This window comes from [Mycobacterium] fortunisiensis (genome assembly GCF_019050325.1).
In the GTDB taxonomy this organism is placed as follows: Bacteria; Actinomycetota; Actinomycetes; order Mycobacteriales; family Mycobacteriaceae; genus Mycobacterium; species Mycobacterium fortunisiensis.
In genome coordinates, this window is sequence record NZ_VOMB01000019.1 from 1 (window position 1) to 21,967 (window position 21,967).

Here is a 21,967-nt window from a genome sequence, read left to right on the forward strand (position 1 = left end):
ACCGGCCGATCAAGCAATTCGAACACATGTTCGATAATACTCGTGACTGTCCAGCCCAGCAACGTTTTTCGAAGAGATCTGCACTGTCGCTCACCAGGCGGGCAAACACATGCCTGGCAACTGCCAAACTCAGTTGGTCGACGTCAGTCGTCGACCCCGGCAAGGGCTCGGCGCAACAGGTGCATCGCCACCGTGGTGGCCCGTTCCCGGATGTCGGATCGATTGCCGGGGAGACGCAGGGTGCGGGTGATCGCCACCGACCCGGCCCGGACCGCGAAGCACACCGTGCCCACCGGCTTGTCCGGCGTGCCGCCGCCCGGTCCGGCGATACCGCTGATCGCCACCGCGGTGTCGGCGCCGAAATGGTGCAGCGCACCGGTGACCATCGATTCCGCCACCGGTTCGGACACCGCACCGTACTCGGCGATCAGTACCGGATCCACGTTGAGCAGTTCGGCTTTGGCCTCGTTCGAATACGTGATCGCACCGCCGAGGAAGTAGTCCGAGCAGCCGGGGATGTCCGCCAACCGTGCAGCCAGCAGACCGGCCGTGCAGGATTCCGCGGTGGCGATCCAGCGCCCGGCCAACAGCGCGGCCACCTGCTCGTCCACCGTGCTGCCATCCTCGGAGTACAGCGCCGTGGCGTGCCGCTCGCGCAGCAGGGCCAGCAGCTCCCGATAGGCATCCGCACCGTCTGGTTCGTAACGGGTGACGATCTCGAGTTCACCCCGGCGCAGGCACGTGGTGATCTCCAGAGCGTCGAACCCGGGGATCGAGCCCTGGGCTTCGCGCAGTGTCTCGGCCAGACCCGACTCGGCCAGGCCGAACATCCGCACCGTCTCCTGGCGATACCGGGTGCGACCCGAAATCGCTTGCTGCACAGCCTCGGTGGCCAGCGCGGCCGGCCACATCGCCTGCAACTCGCGGGGCGGGCCCGGCAACACCAGCACCGTCGGGCTGCCCCCGACGATCACGCCGGGCGCGGTGCCGACGGGTTCGAGAACCTCGGCACCGACGGGTACCAGGGCCTGCTTGCGGTTGGCAGCCCGCACCGCGTCGAAGTCGACGCCGGGGCGGTCACCCATCAGCCTGCGCAGGATGGCGGCGATGCGCTCCTCCATCGCCTCGTCGAGGACCAGTTCGCGGCCGCAGAACTCGGCAACGGTCGCGACGGTGAGATCGTCGGCAGTCGGCCCGAGGCCACCGCTCGTGACGATCAGGTCGACACCTTCGGCAGCCAGAAATCTCAGCTGCGCGGCGATGTCCTGCGGACGGTCCCCGCAGATGGTGATGTGGGCCAGCTCGACCCCGAGCTCGAGGAGCTGATCGGCCAGCCACGGACCGTTGCGGTCCTGGATCCGGCCGGTGAGAACTTCGGTTCCGGTGACGACGATGCCTGCGCGTGCACTCACCCTGTGAACACTACGCAGCGGCGCGACCTCAGCGCTTGAGCCACCCGGTGAGCGTCGCCAGGTCGCGGGTGTAGGTGGTCATGATGTCGTCGTGGTACAGCGTGGCCCCGCTGATCTTGTCGGCGCCCTGCCACACCACCCTGATCCGTTGGGTACCACGCTGGTAGACATCCACCCGGTCGACGTCACGGTGCAGCCATCCGACGCTCTCGGCCACCTGGCCGAGCTCATGGCGCTCATCGGTTGTGGTCATCGGTCGATCCTAGCGTCGGGCCCGCTGGTCGATCGGCACCACCGTCGGCGCACTGTTGTAGCCACTGACCCGGACCCAGTTCGGCACGCGGGCGGTGCCCGAAGACGGTAACCGCCCGAATTCGGCCACCGTGCCGGTCAGCTCCACCGTCTCGCCCGGATACACCGTGACGTAGTTGTCGGAGTACTCGATCGGCAGGATCTCGTCGCCGTCGCGGGTGGTGGTGACCTCGGCGCGTTCGAAGAAGGCGATATGGCGGCCCGGGTTGTGCAGACGGATCAGCACGCCGGCCTCGCCGTCGGCCGCCTCGGTCCGGTGCGCCGTCACCTGCAGCGGTGCCGGTGCCATGGTGTTGAGCGGGGTCAGGTCCGCCCAGCTGCTCTGCACCAGATCGAAAGCCTGGTCGTTGCCCGGTGGGCCGACGTCGTCGAGGTGCTGCGACTGCCAGTAGGTGTTGTCGGCGACGACGGCACCGCTCTCGTCGAGCAGTTCGCAGCGGACGAACAGCACCGGTGAATCGGGGGCCAACCGGGGCAGCGTCAACCCGGGCACCACGCCGTTGGACGGCACCGCCGGTACGTCGGCGCCGCGGTCGTCACGCACCCGGCCGGCGAGGTCGTACGTACGCACCCGCACCCGCAGGCCGGTCCGCTCCTGCGGAGACTGGTTGACGACGGATACCTGGGCGGTGTCGTGATCGCCGGTGGCATATGAGTCGAACACCACCGACAGCGGGCGCAGCCCCTTCTTGGCCCCGTAGTAGGCGCCACCGGGGCGCAGGTAGTAGTCGAAGAGGTGCCCGAAGAACGACGGCCAGTGGTTGTTGAGCATCCAGTAGATGGTCATCTTGTGGTTGTCCCATCCGCCGGCGGCGAACGCCTCGAACTGGGCGCGGGTGGACTCGTAGTGGGCCAGTTGCGCTTTGCGGGCGAATTCCTCTGCGCCACGCGATGACCCGTAGCGCTGGACCACCGCGGTGCGGATGCTCTCCAGCGCGGCGTTGCTGGGATTGGCCCCGGCGTGGAAGTACCAGGCCTCGTTGATCGGCCAGAGCTTGTCGGGCGGGATGAACTTCCGCAAGCTGGCGAACGGCGGGATGTGTTCGTTGTCGCCCTGTTCGGCGTTGGAGCCGCGGGTGGCCTGATACCGGCCGCTGAACCAGTAGCTCGGCGGGCGCCAGGTGTACGGGCCGGCCATGTGGATGCCGTCCCAGTCCGGTTCCCCGTCGGCGTCGCGGGCCAGCGAGGACACCGTGTCGACAACCGTGTTGGGCCAGTGCAACTCGCGCAGGATGTCGTGGTAGCGGTCGAGCACCGGGGCCGGCGGCTTGCCGTCACTGCCGTTGGCCCACAGGAACGCCGACGGATGTCCACGCAGCGAATGGATCTGCGAGCGCATGCTCTCGCCGGCCACCCGCCGGTCCTCGTCGTCCCACTGCCACCACTTCTCCCACTGGTTGCAGCACATCCAGCCGTACATCAGGGGAATACCCAGTTCGTCGGCTCGCTCGATGATGTTGTCGCCCGGGAACTTTCCCTCCAGCCGCAGCATGTTCAGCCCGAGGTCGCGGACATAGCCCAGGATGGCGTCCTCCCGCTGCGGGTCGTGCGAGAACAACAGGTCCGGCGTGTAGGCCGCACCCCGGACCAGGAAATCACGTCCGTTGACGGTCAGGTAGAAGCTGCCGCCGCGGCCCAGGTCGGGGTATTGCTCGTCGTTGTCGCGGTGCTGTTGTACCGAGCGGATGCCGAACCGGGAATCCACGGTGTCGGTGGGCCTGCCGTAGCGCAGAAACTCCAACCGCAGGTCGTACAGGTTTGGCTCGCCCATGGTGTAGGGCCACCACAGGTCGGGGCCGTCGACCCGCAGCGCCGCGAAAGTGTCCGGAGCGAACCTGATCTCACGCTTCTCCCCCGGCGCCAAGCTGACCGGCTGATCCACCGAGACGGTCGGCTTGCCCGGCCGGCTGATCCGGGCCCGCACCACACCGCGCATCGGCACCGCAGCGGTGTTGCGGATGTCGGAGTACACCGTCAGGCGGGCGCTGTCCGTGGCGGGCAGCGGCAACTCCGAGGTGACCATCGGGTCGCTGAGCACCACCGCACCCGAATAGCTCAGGTAAACCGGTTTGAAGATGCCCGCATTACGGTCGGGCACATAGGAATTGCCGCGCAACGGGTTGCGGCCCGGGCCCTGGTAGCCGATGCGATTCCAGTTCAGCCAATCCCACCAGCTGTCGGCGAGTTCGACACCGTCGATGTCCTGCAGCGACTGCTCGGGGGTCACTTTGACCGCCAGCGTGTTGGGCCCGCCGGGGATGACCCATGGCGAGGCGTCGATCTCGTGCGTGGTGTGCATCCCGACCAGCAGCGAGCTGCCGGCGATCATCGTGCCGTTGAGCCAGACCTCGGCCCGGTAGTTGATGCCGGGGAATTCGAGCCGATAGCTGGAGCTCCCCGCCGGCGCGGTGAAGCTGGTGCGGTACCACCAGTCCTGACGGAACAGGTCGTCGGGCACGTCGGCCAGGTTGTCCCCGACATAGAGGTCTGGGTAGGTGCCGTCATCCTGCAACGCCGCCAGCACGGTGGAAGGCATGGTCCTGATCTCGTGCCAGTCCGCGTCCACCGCACCGGGGGTGGACAGCGCAGCACCGTCGGCGGTGACGGTGCGCGCCGACGCCAGCTGCCACCCCTGTGCCAACTCGATACGTCCCGACGGCGGCTCCGGCCGGGCGAACGGCGGGAAATCGGCGACGCACAGTGCCATCACCAACCCGGCGGCGAGGACAAACCCCACGATCCTGGCCCGAAAGCCGGGGCCTGCGCGACGATTGCGGGCAGAAATGGACAACTCCTCAACGACCGGTACGGCACCGGATACTGGAGAGTCGATGCCCTATCGGCTCATTCTGCCGTGAGGTGTGCCGTGGCCCGCGGGCCGGTGCGCTTTCCGAACGGGCGGTCAGAGCTTGTGCGGCACGTCGTTGACGATGCCGCCGTCCATGACGAACTCGGCACCCGTGGCGTAGCGGGATTCATCGCTGGCCAGGAACACCACGAAGGTGGACACCTCGTCCGGCTGTCCGGGCCGGCCCAGCGGGATGCTGAGCATGTCCTCGGGGAAGTGCTCGGTCATCGGGGTCCGGATGAAGCCCGGGTGGATGGAGTTGACCCGGATCTGCTTGGAACCGAGCTCCAGGGCCGCGGACTTGGTCAGACCGCGCACCGCCCACTTGGAGGCGACATACGGGTGCACCATGGCCGCGCCGCGCAGTCCCTCGATCGAGGAGACGTTGATGATCGAGCCGCCGCCTGCGGCCTTCATCGCCTTGACGCTGGCCTGCATGCCCAGGAAGGTGCCGGTCAGGTTGACGTCGATGACCTTCTGCCACTGGGCCATGTCGAATTTGCCGATCTGGCCGAGCGCGACGATCCCGGCGTTGTTCACCAGCACATTGAGCAGGCCGAACTCTGAGGTGGCGGTTTCCACCGCGGCGTTCCACTGGTCTTCGTCGGTGACATCGAGGTGCACATAGCGGACCGAATCGCCGAGTTCAGCGGCGAGTGCCTTGCCCTCGTCGTCGAGGATGTCCCCGATCACGACCTTGGCCCCTTCTGCGACCAGTGCCCGGGCGTGCTCTGCGCCCATACCCCGCGCGCCGCCACTGATGAGTGCCACTTTTCCGTCTACCCGTCCCATGACGGGTGAGGCTACCGCCTGCAGCGCGAAATTAGAACCTGTTCCAATTTCGGCGCCGGATCGGCATACTGCGATTGGACCGAACACCTTGAGGAGACCTGTATGGCCATTCGCGTGGCGATCGTCGGCACCGGAAACTGCGGCCGGTTGGCCCTGATCCAGCTCATCGACGACCCCCGGTTCGAACTCGTCGCCGTGGGCACCTCGACCGAGGCGAAGGTCGGCCTGGACGCCGGCGAACTGGCCGGGCTGGGCGGCGTCACCGGGGTCACCGCCACGCTGGGCATCGATGCCGCAATCGCCGCCAAACCGGACTGCCTGGTGTACTGCGCGATGGGTGACACCCGGCCCGTGGAAGCCACCCGCGATGTGATGGCCGCACTGGCCGCCGGGATCAATGTGGTCGGCTCGGCCCCGGGCGGCCTGCAATTCCCCTGGGGTGCCATGCCGGAGAAGGCCATCGCACGGGTCGAAGAAGCTGCCCAGGCGGGTAATTCAAGTGTGTTCATCACCGGCGTCGACCCCGGGTTCGCCACCGACCTGCTGCCGTTCGCGATCGCCGGTACCTGTCAGCGCGTCGATCAGATCAAGACCATGGAGATCGCCGACTACGCCACCTATGACGGCACCGAGGTGATGTCGATCGTCATGGGATTCGGCAACCCGATCGACCAGCCCGGAATGCTGTTTCTGCCCGGAATCCTCAGCGCCGCTTGGGGGACCGCGATCCGGATGCTCGCTGCCGGACTGGGAGTCGAAGTCGAAGACATCACCGAGCACTACGAGTTGGAGCCCGCGCCCGAGGACATCGAGGTCGCGACCGGCGTCATCGCCAAGGGCACGGTGGCGGCGATGCGCTTCCAGATCAACGGCATGGTCGGCGGTAAGCCGGCGATCGTCGTCGAACACGTCACCCGGGTGCGTGCGGACCTGCGGCCGGACTGGGCGCAGCCGGCCCAACCCGGCGGCTCCTACCGCGTCGAGATCGTGGGCGAACCTTCCTACGTGGTCGACATCTGCCCCACCAGCCGCAAGGGCGACCACAACCACGCCGCGATCGTGGCGGCGGCCGGACGGATCGTGAACGCCATCCCCGACGTGGTGGCCGCCGCGCCCGGCATCCGCACCACCTTGGACCTGCCGCTGGTCACCGGCAAGGGCCTGTACCAGCTGGGTTAGGCGCCGGGCCGCAGCCGCAGGTCGCTCCAGCGCCGGCCGCCCGGACGGGGCACGATGAGCACCGGCCAGTCGTGATCGGTGGCTGCCGCGGCCAGCCCGGGCCGCGGGTTGACCGGCCGGGGATGACCCACCAACCGCATCAGGGCGCCGTCCTCGTCCCCGTCGGCATAGAAATAGCTGTCCGCCAGGTCGATCTGCCTCGCCTGGCAAAAGTCCTGCACCGCAGCGGCTTTCCGGGGACCCCAGATGATGGGCTCGACGACGCCGCCGGTCAGCAGGCCGTGCGCGTCAGTCTGAAAACGGTTGCACAGCACGTGGTCGATGCCCAGGTGCCGGGCCACCGGATGGGCGTGGATGGTCAGCGCCGACGAGCTCAACACCACGGTGTGTCCACGGTCCTGGTGCCGGCGCACCACCTCACGCATGTGCGGGTACACCCGCTGGGTGATCCGACTCTCGAACAGGTACTCCCCCAACTCGTCGAGTTCGTCCAGGGATTCACCGCGCAGGTACCCGGCCGCCCGGACCAGAAACCGTTCGAAGGGCATCCGTCCGATGCGGTAGCGCACCGAGGCTTCGACGATGCCGAGGATCTCGCCGACGGCGGCCTGCCGCCGCCGGATGCGATGACCGGCGTGCGCCGTCGCAGTGAAGCCGTCCACCAGCGTGCCGTCCAGGTCGAAGAACACCCCGACCTGCGCGCCACCCGGGCCCGCCCCGATCTCTTCGAGGGATTCGGGTGGCGACAACGTGCGGCCCATGTGCTCAGTAGACCAAGTTGCCCCGACACGCGGCCACTCGGGCGGTGCGCGGCGAACTGTCGTTCGTAGCCGGTTCCCGGCAAATCTGCCGGGTCCGGCCCCGCAAAGGCCGAGCGGGGTACTAAACTAGAACACGTTTCATTTCTGTCCGAGCCGCACGATCGGCCGAGGACACCCAACACACGCCCATCACCCATACCGCCCAGCACAAGGAGCGCCGAATGCACACCGCACTCTGCGACGAATTGGGAATCGAGTTCCCGATCTTCGCCTTCACCCACTGTCGTGACGTCGTGGTCGCCGTCAGCAAGGCCGGCGGCTTCGGCGTGCTCGGCGCTGTCGGATTCACTCCCGAACAGCTCGAGATCGAGCTCAACTGGATCGACGAGCACATCGGCGATCATCCCTACGGTGTCGACATCGTGATCCCCAACAAGTACGAGGGCATGGACGCCAACATGTCCGCCGACGACCTCAAGGGCATGCTGCAGTCCCTGGTACCCCAGGAGCACCTGGAGTTCGGCCGCAAGATCCTCGCCGACCACGGTGTCCCCGTCGACGACAGCGGTGACAACGCACTGCAGTTGCTGGGCTGGACCGAGGCGACCGCGACTCCACAGGTCCAGATCGCGCTGCAGCACCCGAAGGTCACCCTGATCGCCAACGCCCTCGGCACGCCGCCGGCCGACATGATCAAGATGATCCACGACTCCGGCCGGAAGGTGGCCGCGCTGTGCGGTTCTCCGGCCCAAGCCCGCAAGCACGCCGACGCCGACGTCGACATCATCATCGCGCAGGGCGGCGAAGGCGGTGGACACTGCGGCGAGGTCGGCTCGATCGTGCTGTGGCCGCAGGTGGTCAAGGAGGTGGCGCCGCGTCCGGTGCTCGCCGCCGGCGGCATCGGCAGCGGCTATCAGATCGCCGCGGCGCTGGCGATGGGCGCCGCTGGCGCCTGGACCGGCTCGCAGTGGCTGATGGTCGAAGAGGCCGAGAACACCCCGGTGCAGCAGGCCGCCTACGCCAAGGCCTCCAGCCGCGACACCGTGCGCAGCCGGTCGTTCACCGGCAAGCCGTGCCGGATGCTGCGTAACGAATGGACCGAGGCCTGGGAAAACCCGGACAACCCGAAGCCACTCGGCATGCCGCTGCAGTACATGGTCTCCGGCATGGCGGTGGCCGCCACGCACAAGTACCCCAACGAGACCGTGGACGTGGCCTTCAACCCGGTTGGCCAGGTGGTCGGCCAGTTCGAGAAGGTGGAGAAGACCGCCGCGGTGATCGAGCGCTGGGTGCAGGAGTACCTGGAGGCGTCGGGCACCCTCAACGAACTGAATGAGGCTGCCGGCGTGTAGCTGCGGACCGAATCGGCGAAAGGCTGCGAGATCTGACGATCTCGCAGCCTTTCGTCTGTTCTGGGCATCGTTTGCCGGGGTGTCGGTCCCAGTCCGGAGTATGTAGGGTTACATACATAACTCTTCGAGAAAGGGCATCGAGATGACCGGTCCACGCGAACGCATGGTGGCCTCGGCGGCCCTGCTGATTCGAGAACGCGGTGCGCACCCGACCGCGATCGCCGACGTATTGGCACACAGCGGTGCCCCCCGCGGCTCGGCCTACCACCACTTCCCCGGCGGCCGCACCCAACTCCTGTGCGAGGCGATCGACTACGCCAGTGACCAGATCGCGGCCCGGCTGGCCCGGGCCGACAGCGCCGTGGCGCTGTTCGACGGGATGATCGCCGGGTTCCGCACACAACTGCTGGAGTCCGATTTCCGGGCCGGCTGCCCAGTGGTCGCGGTCGCGGTGGAGGCCGGCTCCCCCGACGCCACCGACTCCGCGGACCCGGTGCTGCAACGCGCCGGGGCCGCGTTCACCCGATGGACCGCGCTGATCGCCGATCGGCTACGAGCCGACGGTGCCGACGAGCAACGCGCACGGGAACTGGCCATGGTGATCACCACCGCCGTCGAGGGGGCCGTGATCGTCGCCCGCGCCACCCGTGACGTCACACCGCTGGACCTCATTCACGGCCGGCTGCGTGACCTCCTCACGGAAGGAACAGCGGCATGACCGTCGAGGCGTGGCAGCACACCGCCTGCATCCTGTGCGAGTGCAACTGCGGCATCGTGGTTCAGGTCGACGACCGCGCACTGACCAAGATCCGCGGGGACAAGGACCATCCGGCCTCCCGCGGCTACACGTGCAACAAGGCGCTGCGGCTGGACCACTACCAGAACAATGCCAACCGGCTCACCTCCCCGATGCGCCGCCGCGACGACGGCAGCTACCAGGAGATCGACTGGGACACCGCCATCACCGAGATCGCCGAGAAGCTCCGCGGCATCGCCGGAGAACACGGGGGCGACAAGATCTTCTACTACGGCGGCGGCGGACAGGGCAATCACCTGGGCGGCGCGTACAGCAGCTCATTTCTGAAATCCCTTGGCTCCCGGTACCGTTCGAACGCGCTGGCGCAGGAGAAGACCGGTGAGGCGTGGGTGGACGCCCAGCTCTACGGCGGGCACACCCGCGGGGAGTTCGAGCACGCCGAGGTGTCGGTGTTCGTCGGCAAGAACCCGTGGATGTCACAGAGTTTCCCGCGGGCGCGGGTGGTGCTCAACGAGATCGCCAACGACCCGGCCCGCGCGATGATCGTGATCGACCCGGTCCGCACCGACACCGCGAAGATGGCCGACTTCCATCTACGCGTACGCCCGGGCACCGACGCCTGGTGTCTGACCGCGCTGTCCGCAGTGCTGGTGCAGGAAAAGCTCTGTGACGAAGCGTTTCTCGCCGAGCATGTGACCGGGGTCGACGCGGTGCGGTCCGTCCTCGCCGAGGTGGACATCACCGACTACGCGCACCGGTGCGGCGTCGACGAGGACCTGCTGCGCGCGGCCGCGCGCCGGATCGCGGGCGCGGCGAGCGCCGCGGTGTTCGAAGATCTCGGTGTCCAGCAGGCCCCCAACTCCACACTGTGCTCGTACCTCGACAAGTTGCTGTGGATCCTCACCGGGAATTTCGCCAAACGTGGTGCACAGCACCTGCATTCGACGTTCGCACCACTGTTCGGAAAGTCCGGGGTGGGGCGCACCCCGGTGACCGGAGCTCCCATCATCGCGGGTCTGGTGCCCAGCAACGTGGTGCCGCAGGAGATCCACACCGACCATCCCGACCGGTTCCGGGCGATGATCGTGGAGAGCAGCAACCCGGCGCATTCGGTGGCCGATTCTGCCGCGGTCCGTGCGGCGCTGGCCGAACTGGAACTGCTCGTGGTGATCGACGTGGCGATGACCGAGACCGCGCGTCTGGCCGACTACGTGCTGCCCGCCGCCAGCCAGTTCGAGAAGGCCGAGGCGACGTTCTTCAACCTGGAGTTCCCGCACAACACGTTCCATCTGCGGCACCGGTTGTTCGAACCGCTCGAGGGCACCCTGCCCGAACCGGAGATCTGGGCCCGACTGGTGCGCGCACTCGGGGTGGTCGACGAGGACGACCTGCGGCCGCTGCGCCGGGCCGCCCGCGACGGGTTGCCGGCGTTCGCCGCCGCGTTCTTCGGCGCGGTGGCCGCCAACCCGGCGCTGACCCGGGTGCTGCCCCATGTCCTGTACGAGACGCTGGGGCCCACCCTGCCCGAAGGGCTGGCCGGCGCCGCCGCGCTGTGGGGCCTGGCTCAGAAGGCCGCGATCACCTATCCAGATGCGGTACAGCGGGCCGGGCACGCCGACGGCAACGCCCTGTTCGAGGCGATCCTGGCCAGTCCGTCGGGGATCACCTTCACCGTGCACGAGTACGCCGACGATTTCGGGCTGATCGAGCATCCCGATCACAAGATCGCCTTGGAGATCCCCGAACTGATCGAGGAGATCGCCGCGCTGCGCGCCGAGCGGGCGCCGCTGACCACGGTCGACTTCCCGATCGTGCTGTCAGCCGGTGAGCGCCGGGCCTACACCGCCAACGACATCTTCCGCGACCCCGCCTGGCGCAAACGCGACCGCGACGGGGCGCTGCGGGTGAGTGTCACCGACGCCGCCGCGCTGGGACTGGTGGATGGCGGCCGGGCCATCGTAACCACCCCGGCCGGCCGTGCCGAGGCCAGCGTGGAGATCAGCGACGCCATGCTGCCCGGGCATGCCGCGCTGCCGAACGGCTACGGTCTGGACTACCGCGACGGCGGCGAGGTCCTGGTGCCGGGTGTGGCTCCCAACTCGCTCACGTCGACCGAATGGCGCGACCACTACGCCGGAACGCCGTGGCACAAGCATGTACCGGCCCGCATCGAGCCGGCCTGACCTCAGGGCAGGGGCGCCGGCGCGGGGGCATCGGCCGGGGCGGGTGCGGCAGCCGGCGCAGGCGGAACGGCCGGCGCGGCAGGCTCGGCGGGTGCGGCCGGCACCGGTGCGCCGGGACCCGCTGCGGGTGCCTCCGGCGTGACCGGCACATTCGGGCCCGGGGCCTGACCTGGCACCGGCGTGTTCATGCCGCGCTGGGCGAGCCCGAGGATCAAGGCCTCCTTGCCGCTGATCTCCTGGCTCTGCACGGCATGCCACAGATCCTTGAGATAGCTCAGGTTGGGCGTCTCATTGCCCTGCCCGGTGGGATCCATCGTCGATCCCGGCGGCAGTGCGTCCGGGCTCGGCAGGTGCGGGGTGCCGGCCGAGGGCGCGGCCTGCGCCGCTGCCGGACCGCCTGCCGCATTCTGCACCGCCGACGCGGCCTGCGGCCCAGGGGCGGCTTGAGCCGCGGGGGCGGGCGCCGGATCGGTTGACGACGGCCCGCCCGGCGTGGCGGGATCCGCCGACGCCGCCGCGGCGACCAACAACGCAACGGCGGGACCCGATGCGCAGCACGCCAGCACGGACACAAACCTTCGAACGTCGACACTCATGCGGTAGACCTCTCGCTGCAACTCCAGGGACAGATGTTAACGCGGAGTGCATGGTTGTCGCGCGTCGTCCGCGCGGGCGCCGGCAGGCGAACACGTTCCAACCATGGTGGTGAGAGTTTCGGCGAACCTGCTGAGACGGACGTCACCCGTGGTGTAGCAATGGGCTTACGCCACTACACCGCGTCGTCGTGAGGAGCCCCCGCGCCATGCCGACCCTCAATCTCCCGCCCGGATTCGACTTCACCGATCCCGATATCTATGCCGAACGACTGCCCGTCGGCGAATTGGCGCTGATGCGCCGGGTGGCGCCGATCTGGTGGAACGAACAACCCGTGGGCCGAGGCGGCTTCGACGACGGCGGATTCTGGGTGGTCACCAAACACAAGGACGTCAAAGAGGTGTCCCTGCGCAGCGAGGTGTTCTCCAGCCAGGAGAAGACCGCGTTGCCGCGGTACCGCGACGGCGCCGGCCGGGAGCAGATCGATCAGGGCAAGTACGTGTTGCTCAACATGGACGCGCCGCACCACACGCACCTGCGCAAGATCGTCTCGCGGGCGTTCACCCCGCGCGCCGTCGAACGCCTGCGCGCCGATCTGGCCGAGCGGGCCCGCGCGATCGTGCAGACGGCGGCCACCGAAGGCTCGGGCGATTTCGTCGAGCAGGTGGCCTGCGAACTGCCGCTGCAGGCGATTGCGGGGCTGATGGGCGTCCCTCAGGAGGACCGCAAGAAGCTGTTCGACTGGTCCAATCAGATGGTCGGCGACCAGGATCCCGAGTTCGCCGCCAACGACGCGATCGGCGCCTCGGCCGAGCTGATCATGTACGGGATGCAGATGGCGGCAGAGCGCACCAAGAACCCCGGCGACGATCTGGTCACCACCCTCCTGCAGGCCGATGTCGACGGGCACAAGCTGTCCGACGACGAGTTCGGTTTCTTCGTCATCCTGCTCGCGGTGGCCGGTAACGAGACCACCCGTAACTCGATCACGCAGGGAATGATGGCCTTCGCCGATCATCCTGAGCAGTGGGAGCTGTTCAAGCGGGAGCGTCCGGGGACCGCCGCCGACGAGATCGTCCGGTGGGCCACACCGGTCACGTCATTCCAGCGCACCGCACTGGAGGACACCGAGCTGTCCGGTGTGTCGATCCGGAAAGGTCAGCGGGTGGTGATGTTCTACCGCTCGGCGAACTTCGACGAGGACGTTTTTGAACACGCCTACTCTTTCAATATCCTGCGGGACCCGAACCCGCACGTGGGGTTCGGTGGAACGGGCGCGCACTACTGCATCGGCGCCAACCTGGCCCGGATGACGATCGACCTGATCTTCAACGCGATCGCCGACGGGATGCCGGATCTGACGCCGCTTTCGGCACCCGAACGACTCCGCTCGGGCTGGCTGAACGGCATCAAACATTGGCGGGTGGATTACCGCGGACACTCGGATAATCGATGATGGATCGCCAATAGTCTTCTGGGATTACGGTATTCGACCGCAGCACCATCGACAGGCCGGTGGCCATCGCGATGCCGAGCAGGCCCAGCCACAGGCCGGCAAGGCCGATCGCGATCCAGAGCACGGTGGTCAGCGCCGGCCACGGCGAGGTCACCGCGAGAATCGGCGCGAAGAAAAAGCCGGTTCCGACGTAGGCTGCCGACCCCGCCCGATCGGCAGCCAGGACAAAGTGCAGCCAGCGTGGGATCGACCGGGGGCCGGGGGTGTTGGCGCTCATGGTTACCTCCTGTGCTCCACGGTGAAGCACCGGGGTAATCGCGGCAATTACCCTGGAGGTAGTGGCCGCCGGAGCGGCAGTGCGCGAAACTCGGTTGATGACGACTGCGGGGACCCGGCCACCGATCGGCGCATTGATGCGGGACTGGCGGTTGCGCCGCCGGATCAGCCAATTGGATCTGGCCAACGAGGCTGAGATCTCGGCGCGTCATCTCAGCTTCATCGAGACCGGCCGTTCGGTGCCGAGCCGGACCATGGTGCTGCGCTTGGCCGCGGCATTGGATGTGCCGCGGCGAGAACAGAACCGGCTACTGTTGGCGGCCGGGCTGGCACCGTTGTACGCCGAGCGCACACTGGACGATCCGGAGATGTCCGGCGTGCGCGACGGCGTGCAGCGAGTCTTGGCCGCCTACAATCCTTTTCCCTGCGTAGCTGTTGATCGCAACTGGAATCTGCTGCAGGCCAACGAAGGTGCGGCCATCCTGCTCGACGGAGTGGCCGAACACCTGCTGGCACAACCCAATGCACTGCGCATCACACTGCATCCCGAGGGTATGGCGCCGCGGATCCGCAATCTGGCCGAATGGCGACATCATCTGATCGGCCGGCTGCGCCGCGAGGTCGCGGTGAGCGGATCGGCCGATCTCGCCGAGCTGCTCGGCGAGATCGAGTCCTACCCGGGCGGCATGGAACCGGTCCGCGACCTCGGCGGGGTGGTGGTTCCGCTGGAGTTGACCGGCGCCGACGGCACCGTCCTGACCTTCCTGAGCACCGTCACCACGTTCGGCACCGCGCTGGATCTGACGGCCGCGGAATTGAGCATCGAGGCATTCCTGCCCGCCGACGGGCAGACTGCGGCAGCGCTGCGTTAACTGGTCTTACCACTTGACCTCTTACCGATCAGCGGGCAGCATGGCGGCATGGCGTTACAACCGGTGAACCGCCGCTCAGTCCCCGAGGACGTCTTCGAACAGATCGCCGGCGAGGTCCTCAGCGGCCAGATGCAGCCCGGCGAAGCCCTGCCCAGCGAGCGGCGACTGGCCGAGGTGCTCGGAGTGTCCCGGCCGGCCGTGCGCGAGGCGCTCAAACGGCTCACCGAGGCCGGTTTGATCGAGGTTCGCCAGGGCGATGCAACCACGGTGCGGGATTTCCGCAAGCACGCCGGCCTGGACCTGTTGCCCAGACTGTTGCTGCGCGGCGGCGACCTCGACGTGAGCGTGGTCCGCAGCATCCTGGAAACCCGCCTGCACAACGGCCCCAAGGTGGCCGAGTTGGCCGCCCTACGGGCCCAGCCCGGATTGGCAGACCAACTCGGCCGGACCGTGGACGCCCTGTCCGCCGAATCGGACCCGGTGGCCCAACAGCGTCAGGCACTCGGTTTCTGGGACCAGGTTGTCGACGGGGCGGATTCGATCGCATTCCGCCTGATGTACAACACGCTGCGACAGACCTACGAACCCGCGCTGCCGGCGTTGGCCACCATGATGGCCGCCGAGGTGGGACACCCCGAGGCGTACCGCCGGGTCGCCGAGGCCATCGGCAACGGGGATCCGGCCGGGGCCCGCCGGGCCGCGCAGGATCTGCTGCAGCCGGCCACCGATGCGCTGCTGGCCGCGCTCGCCGTCCTGGAAGTCACCGTGGCAGAGGAAAGCCGGTGACGCGCAACAACATCACCCTGGCGGACACGGCGCGCGAATTCGCCCGCCACCCGTCCCCCTGGATGCTCGGCACCGCGCTTGTCTTCAGCCTGACCGCCCGCGGCCATGCCGGCGACTGGCAGCTGACCGACCTGCTGGTACCGGTGGCCATGCTCGCGGTGTTCCCGTTTTTCGAGTGGATCGTGCACGTGTTCGTACTGCACTGGCGGCCAAGAACGTTGGGGCCGATCAGGCTGGATTCCCGGCTCGCCCGCGATCACCGCCGACACCACGTCGACCCACGCGCGATCCCGCTGATCTTCATCCCCTGGCCTGCACTGCTGTGGATCCTGCCCGTCGCGGTGGCCGTGGCGCTGCTGGCCTTCCCCCGACCCGGCCTGGGCCTGACGTTCCTGTCGTTTCTGACCGCCCTGGGCCTGGGCTACGAATGGTGCCACTATCTGATCCACACCGATTACAAGCCGAAGACCCGTGTATACCGGGCGATTTGGCGAAACCACCGCCAGCATCACTACAAGAACGAGCACTACTGGTTCACGGTGACCACCGCCGGAACGGCAGATCGGGTGCTGCGGACCGCGCCGGATCCGGCGACGGTCACCACCTCACCGACGTCGAGAAACCTGCATGCGACTATGCCCGCACGATGATGGGATCACCCAGATTCACCGTGTTGAAGTACCAATCGGCGTTGTCCGGGCTCAGATTGATGCACCCGTGGCTGACGTTGGCATAGCCCTGTGACCCCACCGACCACGGTGCGCCGTGCACGTACACGCCGCCCCAGGTCACTCGGACCGCATCGTAAACGGTCAGCTTGTAGCCCTCGGGGTCACTCAGCGGAATGCCGATGGTACGCGAATCCATCACCACCACAGGTTCTTTGGACAACGCAGTGAAGGTGCCGGTCGGCGTCGGATGCTTCGGCTTGCCCATCGACGCCGGCATCGTGCGGACCACTTCACCATCGATGCTGACGGTGAAGGTGTGCGCGTCGATGTCGGCCACCCCGAGCACCTCGGAGCCGGTCTCGAAGCTGGTCTTGGCGCCGCCCGCAGTCACCGAGATCGTGGAATGGGCCGGCCAGAGCTGATCGGGCTGCCACTGCATCACGTCGTCGCTGAGCCAGCTGAACGTGCCGCTCGGAGTCACCGGCGAGTCGATCCGCAGGCTGCGCTGCGCCGCGTCGCGGTCGGTCACCGGGTTGTCGAACGTCACCGTCAACGGCATGGCGACGCCGACCACCGAACCGCCGGCAGGCTCGATCGTGGCGCCCGGCGCAGGCGTGCTCACCGCTGCAGCTGCGACGTTGACCGGGCTCGCGGCGGCCAAGGTGACGACACCAATCGCCGCAAACACTTTCAGTACCGACGCTCGAACCGATCCGGATGACGACGAAGGGGCGCTCAGCATTCCACCAGTGTAGGCGCTTGCCTCGAGTGCACCTTTTAGGCGCAGCGTGACGGCCCTGCCGTGGGGTGGGCAGCGGCGCGGTGAGTTACCCATGGTGAATTCATCGACCGGCTGCCCCCGAACGTTTCAGGAGGGCAGGCAGCCGCACCTCAGCAACGTCACAGATGGCGGGTTCCGCACCTCACGGGGTCGCGGCCGGGGGCGCCTGCGGATCGGGTATGGGCAGCGCCGGTTCGGCTGAATCGGCCGGTTCGGGCGGCGGCGGATTCTCCGGCGGACTCGGCTCGGCCGGCGGCGGGAGCACCTCTTCGGCCGGCGGCGGGGGCACCTGCTCGGCCGGCGGCGGGGCGACCTCGGCGGCCTGCGTCTGCACCGGGAGGGCCTCCGTGGGGGGAGGCGTCAGCCCCGGATCCTCGGGACCGGGCGGCGCATCCGGCGGTGGCGACTCGGCGAGCGCGGGATCGGGCGAAGGCGGTTGCGGCTCAGCGGGAAACGCTTCCGGCGGCATCATCTGATCCGGCGGCAGACCCGCCGCATCGGTGGCATCCGTTGGCGCACCGACTGTTTCGTCGACCCCGGTGTCGCTGACGACGGGCGCCTCGTCCACGGTTTCATCGAAGACGGGGGCCGACGATTCCTCCTGCACCACCGACTCGAGCGCCGACGGCACCTGGGATGTGCTCGGCGCCGGAGCCGGGACGACCACCGCCGGCGCCGGGTGCACGGAAGCCGAGTCCCCCCAGGTACTGACCTCGGGCCGGGACGGGCGATGTGGCGTCTGCTCCGATCCCGGCAGGAGCTGCTGACCCACCGCCACACACAGCGACACCGCGAACGCGAGCACGCCGCCCACCAGCACCGCCAGCGGCGTCAATTGTGCCGGGGGCCAACGCCGCCCGTCCGAGGCCGCGCCCTGGTCGGTAAAGGTGCGCAGTCCGCGCTGGGCCGAAGCCAACGCCGCACCCCTGGCCAGGGGCAGGCCGGGCTCGGCCGGGGTGAACACCGGAACCGAAAGGGCCTGTTCCAATTTCGGCAGCACGGCGTCCAAGTCGACTGCGGAACCGACAACCACCAGGGCATCCGGGCGGGGTTCGGCGTTGTCGAAGATGCCCGACAGCCACTCGGTCAGACCGCCCACCGTCTCGATGCCACGGCTGACGCTGGTCTGGATCGGATCCTGGGCGCCGACCGTCATCGCCTGCACGACATCGGGTTCCAGCACACATACACCCGTGGTGTCGAACCCGACGATTCCGGCCACCCGGCGGGCCAGGGCGTCGGTGGCCTGCGGCAACCGGACGGGGACGACATCGCCGAATCCGGCGTCGGTGAGCTTTTTCAACAGCACCGCCGCCTCGGCACCCACACCCGAGCCCCAGGTCACCCCGATCGTGCTCAGCTGCAGGCCCTGCTCGGCGGCAGACTTTTCGGTGCGCTGGACGGCGGCGACCACCTGATTGCAGATCTCGTCGGTTCCCGACGACGAATGCCCGCGGATGTCGAAGGCGTCGTGTTCGACGGTCGCTCCGTCGGCATCGTGGCCCTCCACCAGAACCAGGCCCACGGTAGACGGCGTCATCGAAACACCGAGCACCGCCTCCACATGCACCCCCTCGAAGCTGCGGCCGCCACCGGCGCGGCCGGCCGCACTGCGTTTCGCAGTGACATTACCGGGTGGCATCGTGGCGCTCCCCCGCCCTATCGACAGCACACCACGACCGAACGTTCACCAAATGTGCTGTGCCGCAAAACAGCCAGGACATCGGTGAATCACCAGTTTGCCCCGGCTGCGCACACCGGTGTGTGCGCCGGGCCGGTGTGCACCCGGGGCGGCTGCTCACCCGGCCAGGATCTCGGCCAGCAGCCCCGACGCGATGTTTCCGCCCGAGACGACCACGACCGTGGGTCCCGGTGGTGTTGCCGCCTTGCGATAGCCGGCCAACGCCACGGCACCGCTGGGTTCGGCGACCAGGTGCGCCCGCTCTGCGAGTTCTCGTACCGCAGAACGGATCTCGACCTCGGACACCGTGATCACCTCGTCGATCACGCGTTGCAGGTGGGCGAACGTCAGCTCCGAGGGCGTTGCGCGCAGCCCGTCGGCGATCGTGCGGTTGCGCCGGGCCACCGGCCAGTCCACCAGGTGACCGGCGGCCAGGCTCTCGGCGGTGTCGGCGGCGAGCTCGGGCTCCACACCGAACACCGTGGCCTGCGGACACCGCGCCCGGATGGCGGTGCCGACCCCGGACGCCAACCCACCACCGCTGATCGGCACCAGCACCGCCGCCACCTCGGCCAGATCCTGCGCGATCTCCAGCCCCACGGTGCCCTGGCCGGCGATCACATCGGGATGGTCGAACGGCGGCACCAACACCCCGCCGGTCTGCTGCACCAGCTCGGCGGCCACCGATTCACGTTGTCCGGCACCGCACAACACCACGTGCACGCCATGAGCCCGGGTGGCCTGCACCTTGACCGCAGGGGTGTCCTCGGGCATCACGATGTGGGCCGCGACCCCGTACGCCGCGGCCGCGTAGGCCACCGCCTGCGCGTGATTGCCGCTGGAATACGTGACCACCCCGGCGGCCCGCACGTCGGCGGCGAGGGTGCCCAGCGCGTTGAACGCCCCCCGGATCTTGAATGCGCCGACCGGTTGCAGGTTCTCCGGCTTGAGCCACAGGGGCCGGTGCGGATCCGCCCAGCGGGCCGGCAGCAGCGGTGTCCGCACGACGTCGGTGGCGATCCGCCGGGCTGCGGCGTCGATGTCGTCGATGGTCACCAGCTTCACGAACACCATTGTTGCCCGTGGTATCAACGTGAGGCGACACGGCCGCCCGACGTTGGAGTACCACGTGACCCAGTACAGCTTCGGCATCGTTCCGCGCTACGCCGAGGTCGACCAGCAGGGTGTGGTGTTCAACGGTCATTACCTGACCTGGTTCGACGAGGCGTGCACCGGACTGTTCGACCATCTCGGGGTGGTTTTTCCCGATCTGGCCGCGGCCGGTCTGGACATTCAGGTGGTGCACACCGAGATCGACTTCCAGGCGCCGGTGCGGTGGCGCGAGACGGTGCGAATCGCCGTGCGGTCTGAGCACATCGGGACCACGAGCTTCACCATGGGATTCACCGTGCTCGGCACCGATGGTGACGGGCACGAATCACCACGGGTCCACGGCCGCAACGTCTACGTCGTGGTGTCCTCCACCGACTGGTCGAAGCGACCGGTTCCGGACTCCGTGCGCGGAGCCCTCGGTTCCGTCGCGCCACGTTGAAACACCACTTCGCAGGTAGCACAATCGCCAGTGGACGATTCACCGGTGGCGTGAGGGGGACGAACATGACGGACATCAGCGACGACGGCCTCCAGGCCGGGTTCGATGACGCCCCCGAGGCCGATGTCGTCGAGCAACTGGTCCCGGTGGGTGTCGACGACGAGGACGACGCGCTCTCGGATCTGCGGCGGGTGCGGATCTCGCCCACCGCCGAGGCCACCGAGGCGGATCTGATCGATCAGGCCATCGTGGTGCCACTCGACGACGAGTCCGACTTCGATCGCTGAGCCGTCGACGCGCGGACCGCCACCCGCCAGGCCAGGCCCGCCGCGCCGAGGACCGACAACGCCAGCAGCCACGGCCACGCGCCGTGCCGGTGCACCCAGCCGGCCAGGGTGCCCTGCAGACGCCCGGCGGCGGCAAGCACCGGATCTTCCGGACCGCCTGCGGCACTGAACAATTGAATCTCATACCAGCCGTAGTAGGCGACGTAGGCGCCTACTACGATCAACAGCAGGCCGCTGATCCGGCTGAGGTACCCGACGATCGTCCGCAGCCGGTCGATCACGGCGGCGCCGGCCAGCGCCGTCGCCACCGCCAGTACCCCGACCACCAGGCCGAAGCCGCCCGCATACGCGGCGAACACCGCCGTCCGGTGCGCCGAGCCCAGCGTGGCGCCGGTGACCGCCAGGAAGGGGCCGACGGTGCACGACAGCGAGGCCAAGGCGTAGGCCACGCCGTAGCCGGCCATCGAACCCAACCGTGCGGTCGGCGCCCAGCCGGTGCGTGCCGACACCGCCGGGGGTATCAGCAATCCGAGCCGGCGGCCCGCCAGTAACCAGCAGCCCAGGACGGCCAGCACCACGCCGATGACCAACGTGGCGTAGGGCAGATACCGCTGCACGGTGTTCGCCGCGGCGACCGTCAGCAGACCGAAGCCGCCGAACACCGCGACGAAACCCGTGGTCATCACCAACGTGGCAGCCAACGCCCGCGCCACGGCCGTCAGCGGCCCCCGCGGTGCCGAGCCCCGCACCACCAACGCGAGGTACCCCGGCAGCAAGGCGAAGCCACACGGGTTCAGCGCCGCGACCAGGCCGGCGCCGAACGCCAACCCCACCAGATTGTCGGGCACCGCGTGGCTAGCCCTGCAGCGCCGCGACCCGATCGGCGAGTTCCTGCTGCGGCATGGCCGAGGTCGTGTTGTTGACGAACGTGGATGACCCGTCCGCCCGGTAGAACACGTAGGCGGGCTGCCACGGGACGTTGTAACGCGCCCAGATCGATCCGTCGGCGTCATTCAGGTTCGGGAAGTTGAGGTGGTACTTGTCGACGAAACCCTGCATCGCCCCGACATCGGAGTGCGCCGCCACACCGACGAAGCTGACCTGGGGGTTTGCCGCGGCCACCTGGCTCACCGACGGTGCCTCGGCGTTGCAGAACGGACACCACGGTGTCCAGAACCACAGCACCGCGGGCCGCCCGGCCAGGCTGGACCCGTCGAACGGGGCGCCGGACAGGGTGGTCCCGGTGAACTGCAGCCGATCGTCGGCAGCCGCTGTCGGTGCGGCGACCAGGGCAAACATCATGGCCACCGCGGACAGCACGCCGGCAAGGCGGGATAGGACCCTCATGGCAGTCTCCTCGGGCTCAGGGCGCAGCACCCGTTCGGCATGCGCATACCCGGTAACACGGCGTTCGA

General features: G+C 68.2%; 22 protein-coding genes. 10 read left to right on the plus strand and 12 right to left on the minus strand.

Translation table 11 applies throughout. The annotated features are described in order from the left end of the window. Nucleotides 1-143 precede the first annotated feature (143 nt). From FR943_RS15160 to FR943_RS15175, 4 genes are all read right to left on the minus strand, one after another. On the minus strand, nucleotides 144-1,412 hold the full coding sequence (locus FR943_RS15160) for a competence/damage-inducible protein A (RefSeq protein WP_217158601.1): 1,269 nt from the start codon (nucleotides 1,410-1,412) through the stop codon (nucleotides 144-146). Nucleotides 1,413-1,440: 28 nt separating this feature from the next. Beyond that, nucleotides 1,441-1,665, minus strand: a complete 225-nt coding sequence (locus FR943_RS15165; protein WP_217158602.1) for a hypothetical protein — start codon at nucleotides 1,663-1,665, stop codon at nucleotides 1,441-1,443. Nucleotides 1,666-1,674: 9 nt separating this feature from the next. Further along, nucleotides 1,675-4,431 (minus strand): glycoside hydrolase family 2 protein, encoded by a 2,757-nt coding sequence (locus FR943_RS15170; protein ID WP_217158922.1) that lies wholly within the window; start codon nucleotides 4,429-4,431, stop codon nucleotides 1,675-1,677. A 195-nt stretch (nucleotides 4,432-4,626) separates the two neighbouring features. Next, the gene (locus FR943_RS15175) at nucleotides 4,627-5,364 is read right to left on the minus strand and encodes a glucose 1-dehydrogenase (protein ID WP_217158604.1); all 738 of its coding nucleotides are present in this window, start codon (nucleotides 5,362-5,364) and stop codon (nucleotides 4,627-4,629) included. A gap of 102 nt (nucleotides 5,365-5,466) precedes the next feature. Between FR943_RS15175 and FR943_RS15180 the strand changes: the two genes are divergently transcribed. Beyond that, nucleotides 5,467-6,543 carry an NAD(P)H-dependent amine dehydrogenase family protein gene (locus tag FR943_RS15180; protein WP_217158606.1) on the plus strand — a complete coding sequence of 359 codons (1,077 nt, stop codon included), beginning with the start codon at nucleotides 5,467-5,469 and terminating at the stop codon, nucleotides 6,541-6,543. Here the strand turns inward: FR943_RS15180 and FR943_RS15185 are convergent. Beyond that, nucleotides 6,540-7,304, minus strand: coding sequence for an HAD family hydrolase (locus FR943_RS15185; protein ID WP_217158608.1), 765 nt, complete (start codon nucleotides 7,302-7,304; stop codon nucleotides 6,540-6,542). The two genes, FR943_RS15180 and FR943_RS15185, sit on opposite strands and share 4 nt — an antisense overlap. Nucleotides 7,305-7,525: 221 nt before the next feature. On the opposite strand from FR943_RS15185, the gene FR943_RS15190 reads away from it, so the two are divergent. The 3 genes from FR943_RS15190 to FR943_RS15200 all read left to right on the plus strand — a co-directional run bounded on the left by FR943_RS15190 (nucleotide 7,526) and on the right by FR943_RS15200 (nucleotide 11,596). Further along, a complete protein-coding gene (locus FR943_RS15190) occupies nucleotides 7,526-8,656 on the plus strand; it encodes a nitronate monooxygenase (RefSeq protein ID WP_217158610.1) in 1,131 nt (376 codons plus the stop codon). 142 nt (nucleotides 8,657-8,798) lie between these two features. Next, nucleotides 8,799-9,374 carry a TetR/AcrR family transcriptional regulator gene (locus FR943_RS15195; protein WP_217158612.1) on the plus strand — a complete coding sequence of 192 codons (576 nt, stop codon included), beginning with the start codon at nucleotides 8,799-8,801 and terminating at the stop codon, nucleotides 9,372-9,374. Then, nucleotides 9,371-11,596 (plus strand): molybdopterin-dependent oxidoreductase, encoded by a 2,226-nt coding sequence (locus FR943_RS15200; RefSeq protein WP_217158614.1) that lies wholly within the window; start codon nucleotides 9,371-9,373, stop codon nucleotides 11,594-11,596. Before FR943_RS15195 ends, FR943_RS15200 begins: the two co-directional genes overlap by 4 nt. A 2-nt stretch (nucleotides 11,597-11,598) precedes the next feature. On the opposite strand, the gene FR943_RS15205 is transcribed toward FR943_RS15200, so the two are convergent. Then, entirely contained in the window at nucleotides 11,599-12,192 is a 594-nt protein-coding gene (locus FR943_RS15205; protein WP_217158616.1) for a hypothetical protein, read from the minus strand. 206 nt (nucleotides 12,193-12,398) lie between these two features. Here FR943_RS15205 and FR943_RS15210 point away from each other — a divergent pair, with 206 nt between their 5' ends. Beyond that, complete coding sequence (locus tag FR943_RS15210) at nucleotides 12,399-13,646, plus strand: cytochrome P450 (protein WP_217158618.1); 1,248 nt, start codon at nucleotides 12,399-12,401, stop codon at nucleotides 13,644-13,646. On the opposite strand, the gene FR943_RS15215 is transcribed toward FR943_RS15210, so the two are convergent. Beyond that, on the minus strand, nucleotides 13,600-13,923 hold the full coding sequence (locus FR943_RS15215; protein WP_217158620.1) for a hypothetical protein: 324 nt from the start codon (nucleotides 13,921-13,923) through the stop codon (nucleotides 13,600-13,602). The genes FR943_RS15210 and FR943_RS15215 overlap by 47 nt on opposite strands. 97 nt (nucleotides 13,924-14,020) lie before the next feature. Between FR943_RS15215 and FR943_RS15220 the strand changes: the two genes are divergently transcribed. Genes FR943_RS15220 through FR943_RS15230 form a run of 3 tightly spaced genes read left to right on the plus strand, consistent with a single transcriptional unit; the run spans nucleotide 14,021 to nucleotide 16,230 of the window. After that, entirely contained in the window at nucleotides 14,021-14,794 is a 774-nt protein-coding gene (locus tag FR943_RS15220) for a helix-turn-helix domain-containing protein (RefSeq protein WP_217158622.1), read from the plus strand. 48 nt (nucleotides 14,795-14,842) lie between these two features. Further along, nucleotides 14,843-15,580: a FadR/GntR family transcriptional regulator gene (locus FR943_RS15225; RefSeq protein ID WP_217158623.1), complete on the plus strand. Its 738-nt coding sequence runs from the start codon at nucleotides 14,843-14,845 to the stop codon at nucleotides 15,578-15,580. Further along, complete coding sequence (locus FR943_RS15230) at nucleotides 15,577-16,230, plus strand: sterol desaturase family protein (RefSeq protein WP_308170567.1); 654 nt, start codon at nucleotides 15,577-15,579, stop codon at nucleotides 16,228-16,230. Before FR943_RS15225 ends, FR943_RS15230 begins: the two co-directional genes overlap by 4 nt. Here FR943_RS15230 and FR943_RS15235 read toward each other — a convergent pair. From FR943_RS15235 to FR943_RS15245, 3 genes are all read right to left on the minus strand, one after another. Further along, the gene (locus FR943_RS15235; protein WP_217158624.1) at nucleotides 16,214-16,993 is read right to left on the minus strand and encodes a L,D-transpeptidase; all 780 of its coding nucleotides are present in this window, start codon (nucleotides 16,991-16,993) and stop codon (nucleotides 16,214-16,216) included. The two genes, FR943_RS15230 and FR943_RS15235, sit on opposite strands and share 17 nt — an antisense overlap. A 181-nt stretch (nucleotides 16,994-17,174) precedes the next feature. Then, complete coding sequence (locus FR943_RS15240) at nucleotides 17,175-18,674, minus strand: DUF7159 family protein (protein ID WP_217158625.1); 1,500 nt, start codon at nucleotides 18,672-18,674, stop codon at nucleotides 17,175-17,177. 156 nt (nucleotides 18,675-18,830) lie between these two features. After that, nucleotides 18,831-19,778: a threonine ammonia-lyase gene (locus FR943_RS15245; RefSeq protein WP_217158626.1), complete on the minus strand. Its 948-nt coding sequence runs from the start codon at nucleotides 19,776-19,778 to the stop codon at nucleotides 18,831-18,833. A gap of 64 nt (nucleotides 19,779-19,842) precedes the next feature. Here FR943_RS15245 and FR943_RS15250 point away from each other — a divergent pair, with 64 nt between their 5' ends. Together FR943_RS15250 and FR943_RS15255 are read left to right on the plus strand one after the other, a co-directional pair. Beyond that, on the plus strand, nucleotides 19,843-20,265 hold the full coding sequence (locus FR943_RS15250; protein WP_308170568.1) for an acyl-CoA thioesterase: 423 nt from the start codon (nucleotides 19,843-19,845) through the stop codon (nucleotides 20,263-20,265). Nucleotides 20,266-20,330: 65 nt separating this feature from the next. Continuing rightward, on the plus strand, nucleotides 20,331-20,552 hold the full coding sequence (locus FR943_RS15255) for an Rv3202a family protein (RefSeq protein WP_217158628.1): 222 nt from the start codon (nucleotides 20,331-20,333) through the stop codon (nucleotides 20,550-20,552). Here FR943_RS15255 and FR943_RS15260 read toward each other — a convergent pair. Next, nucleotides 20,504-21,400 carry a cytochrome c biogenesis CcdA family protein gene (locus FR943_RS15260; RefSeq protein ID WP_217158629.1) on the minus strand — a complete coding sequence of 299 codons (897 nt, stop codon included), beginning with the start codon at nucleotides 21,398-21,400 and terminating at the stop codon, nucleotides 20,504-20,506. The genes FR943_RS15255 and FR943_RS15260 overlap by 49 nt on opposite strands. 7 nt (nucleotides 21,401-21,407) lie before the next feature. Continuing rightward, nucleotides 21,408-21,899, minus strand: a complete 492-nt coding sequence (locus tag FR943_RS15265) for a disulfide bond-forming protein DsbE (RefSeq protein WP_217158630.1) — start codon at nucleotides 21,897-21,899, stop codon at nucleotides 21,408-21,410. Nucleotides 21,900-21,967: the final 68 nt, after the last annotated feature.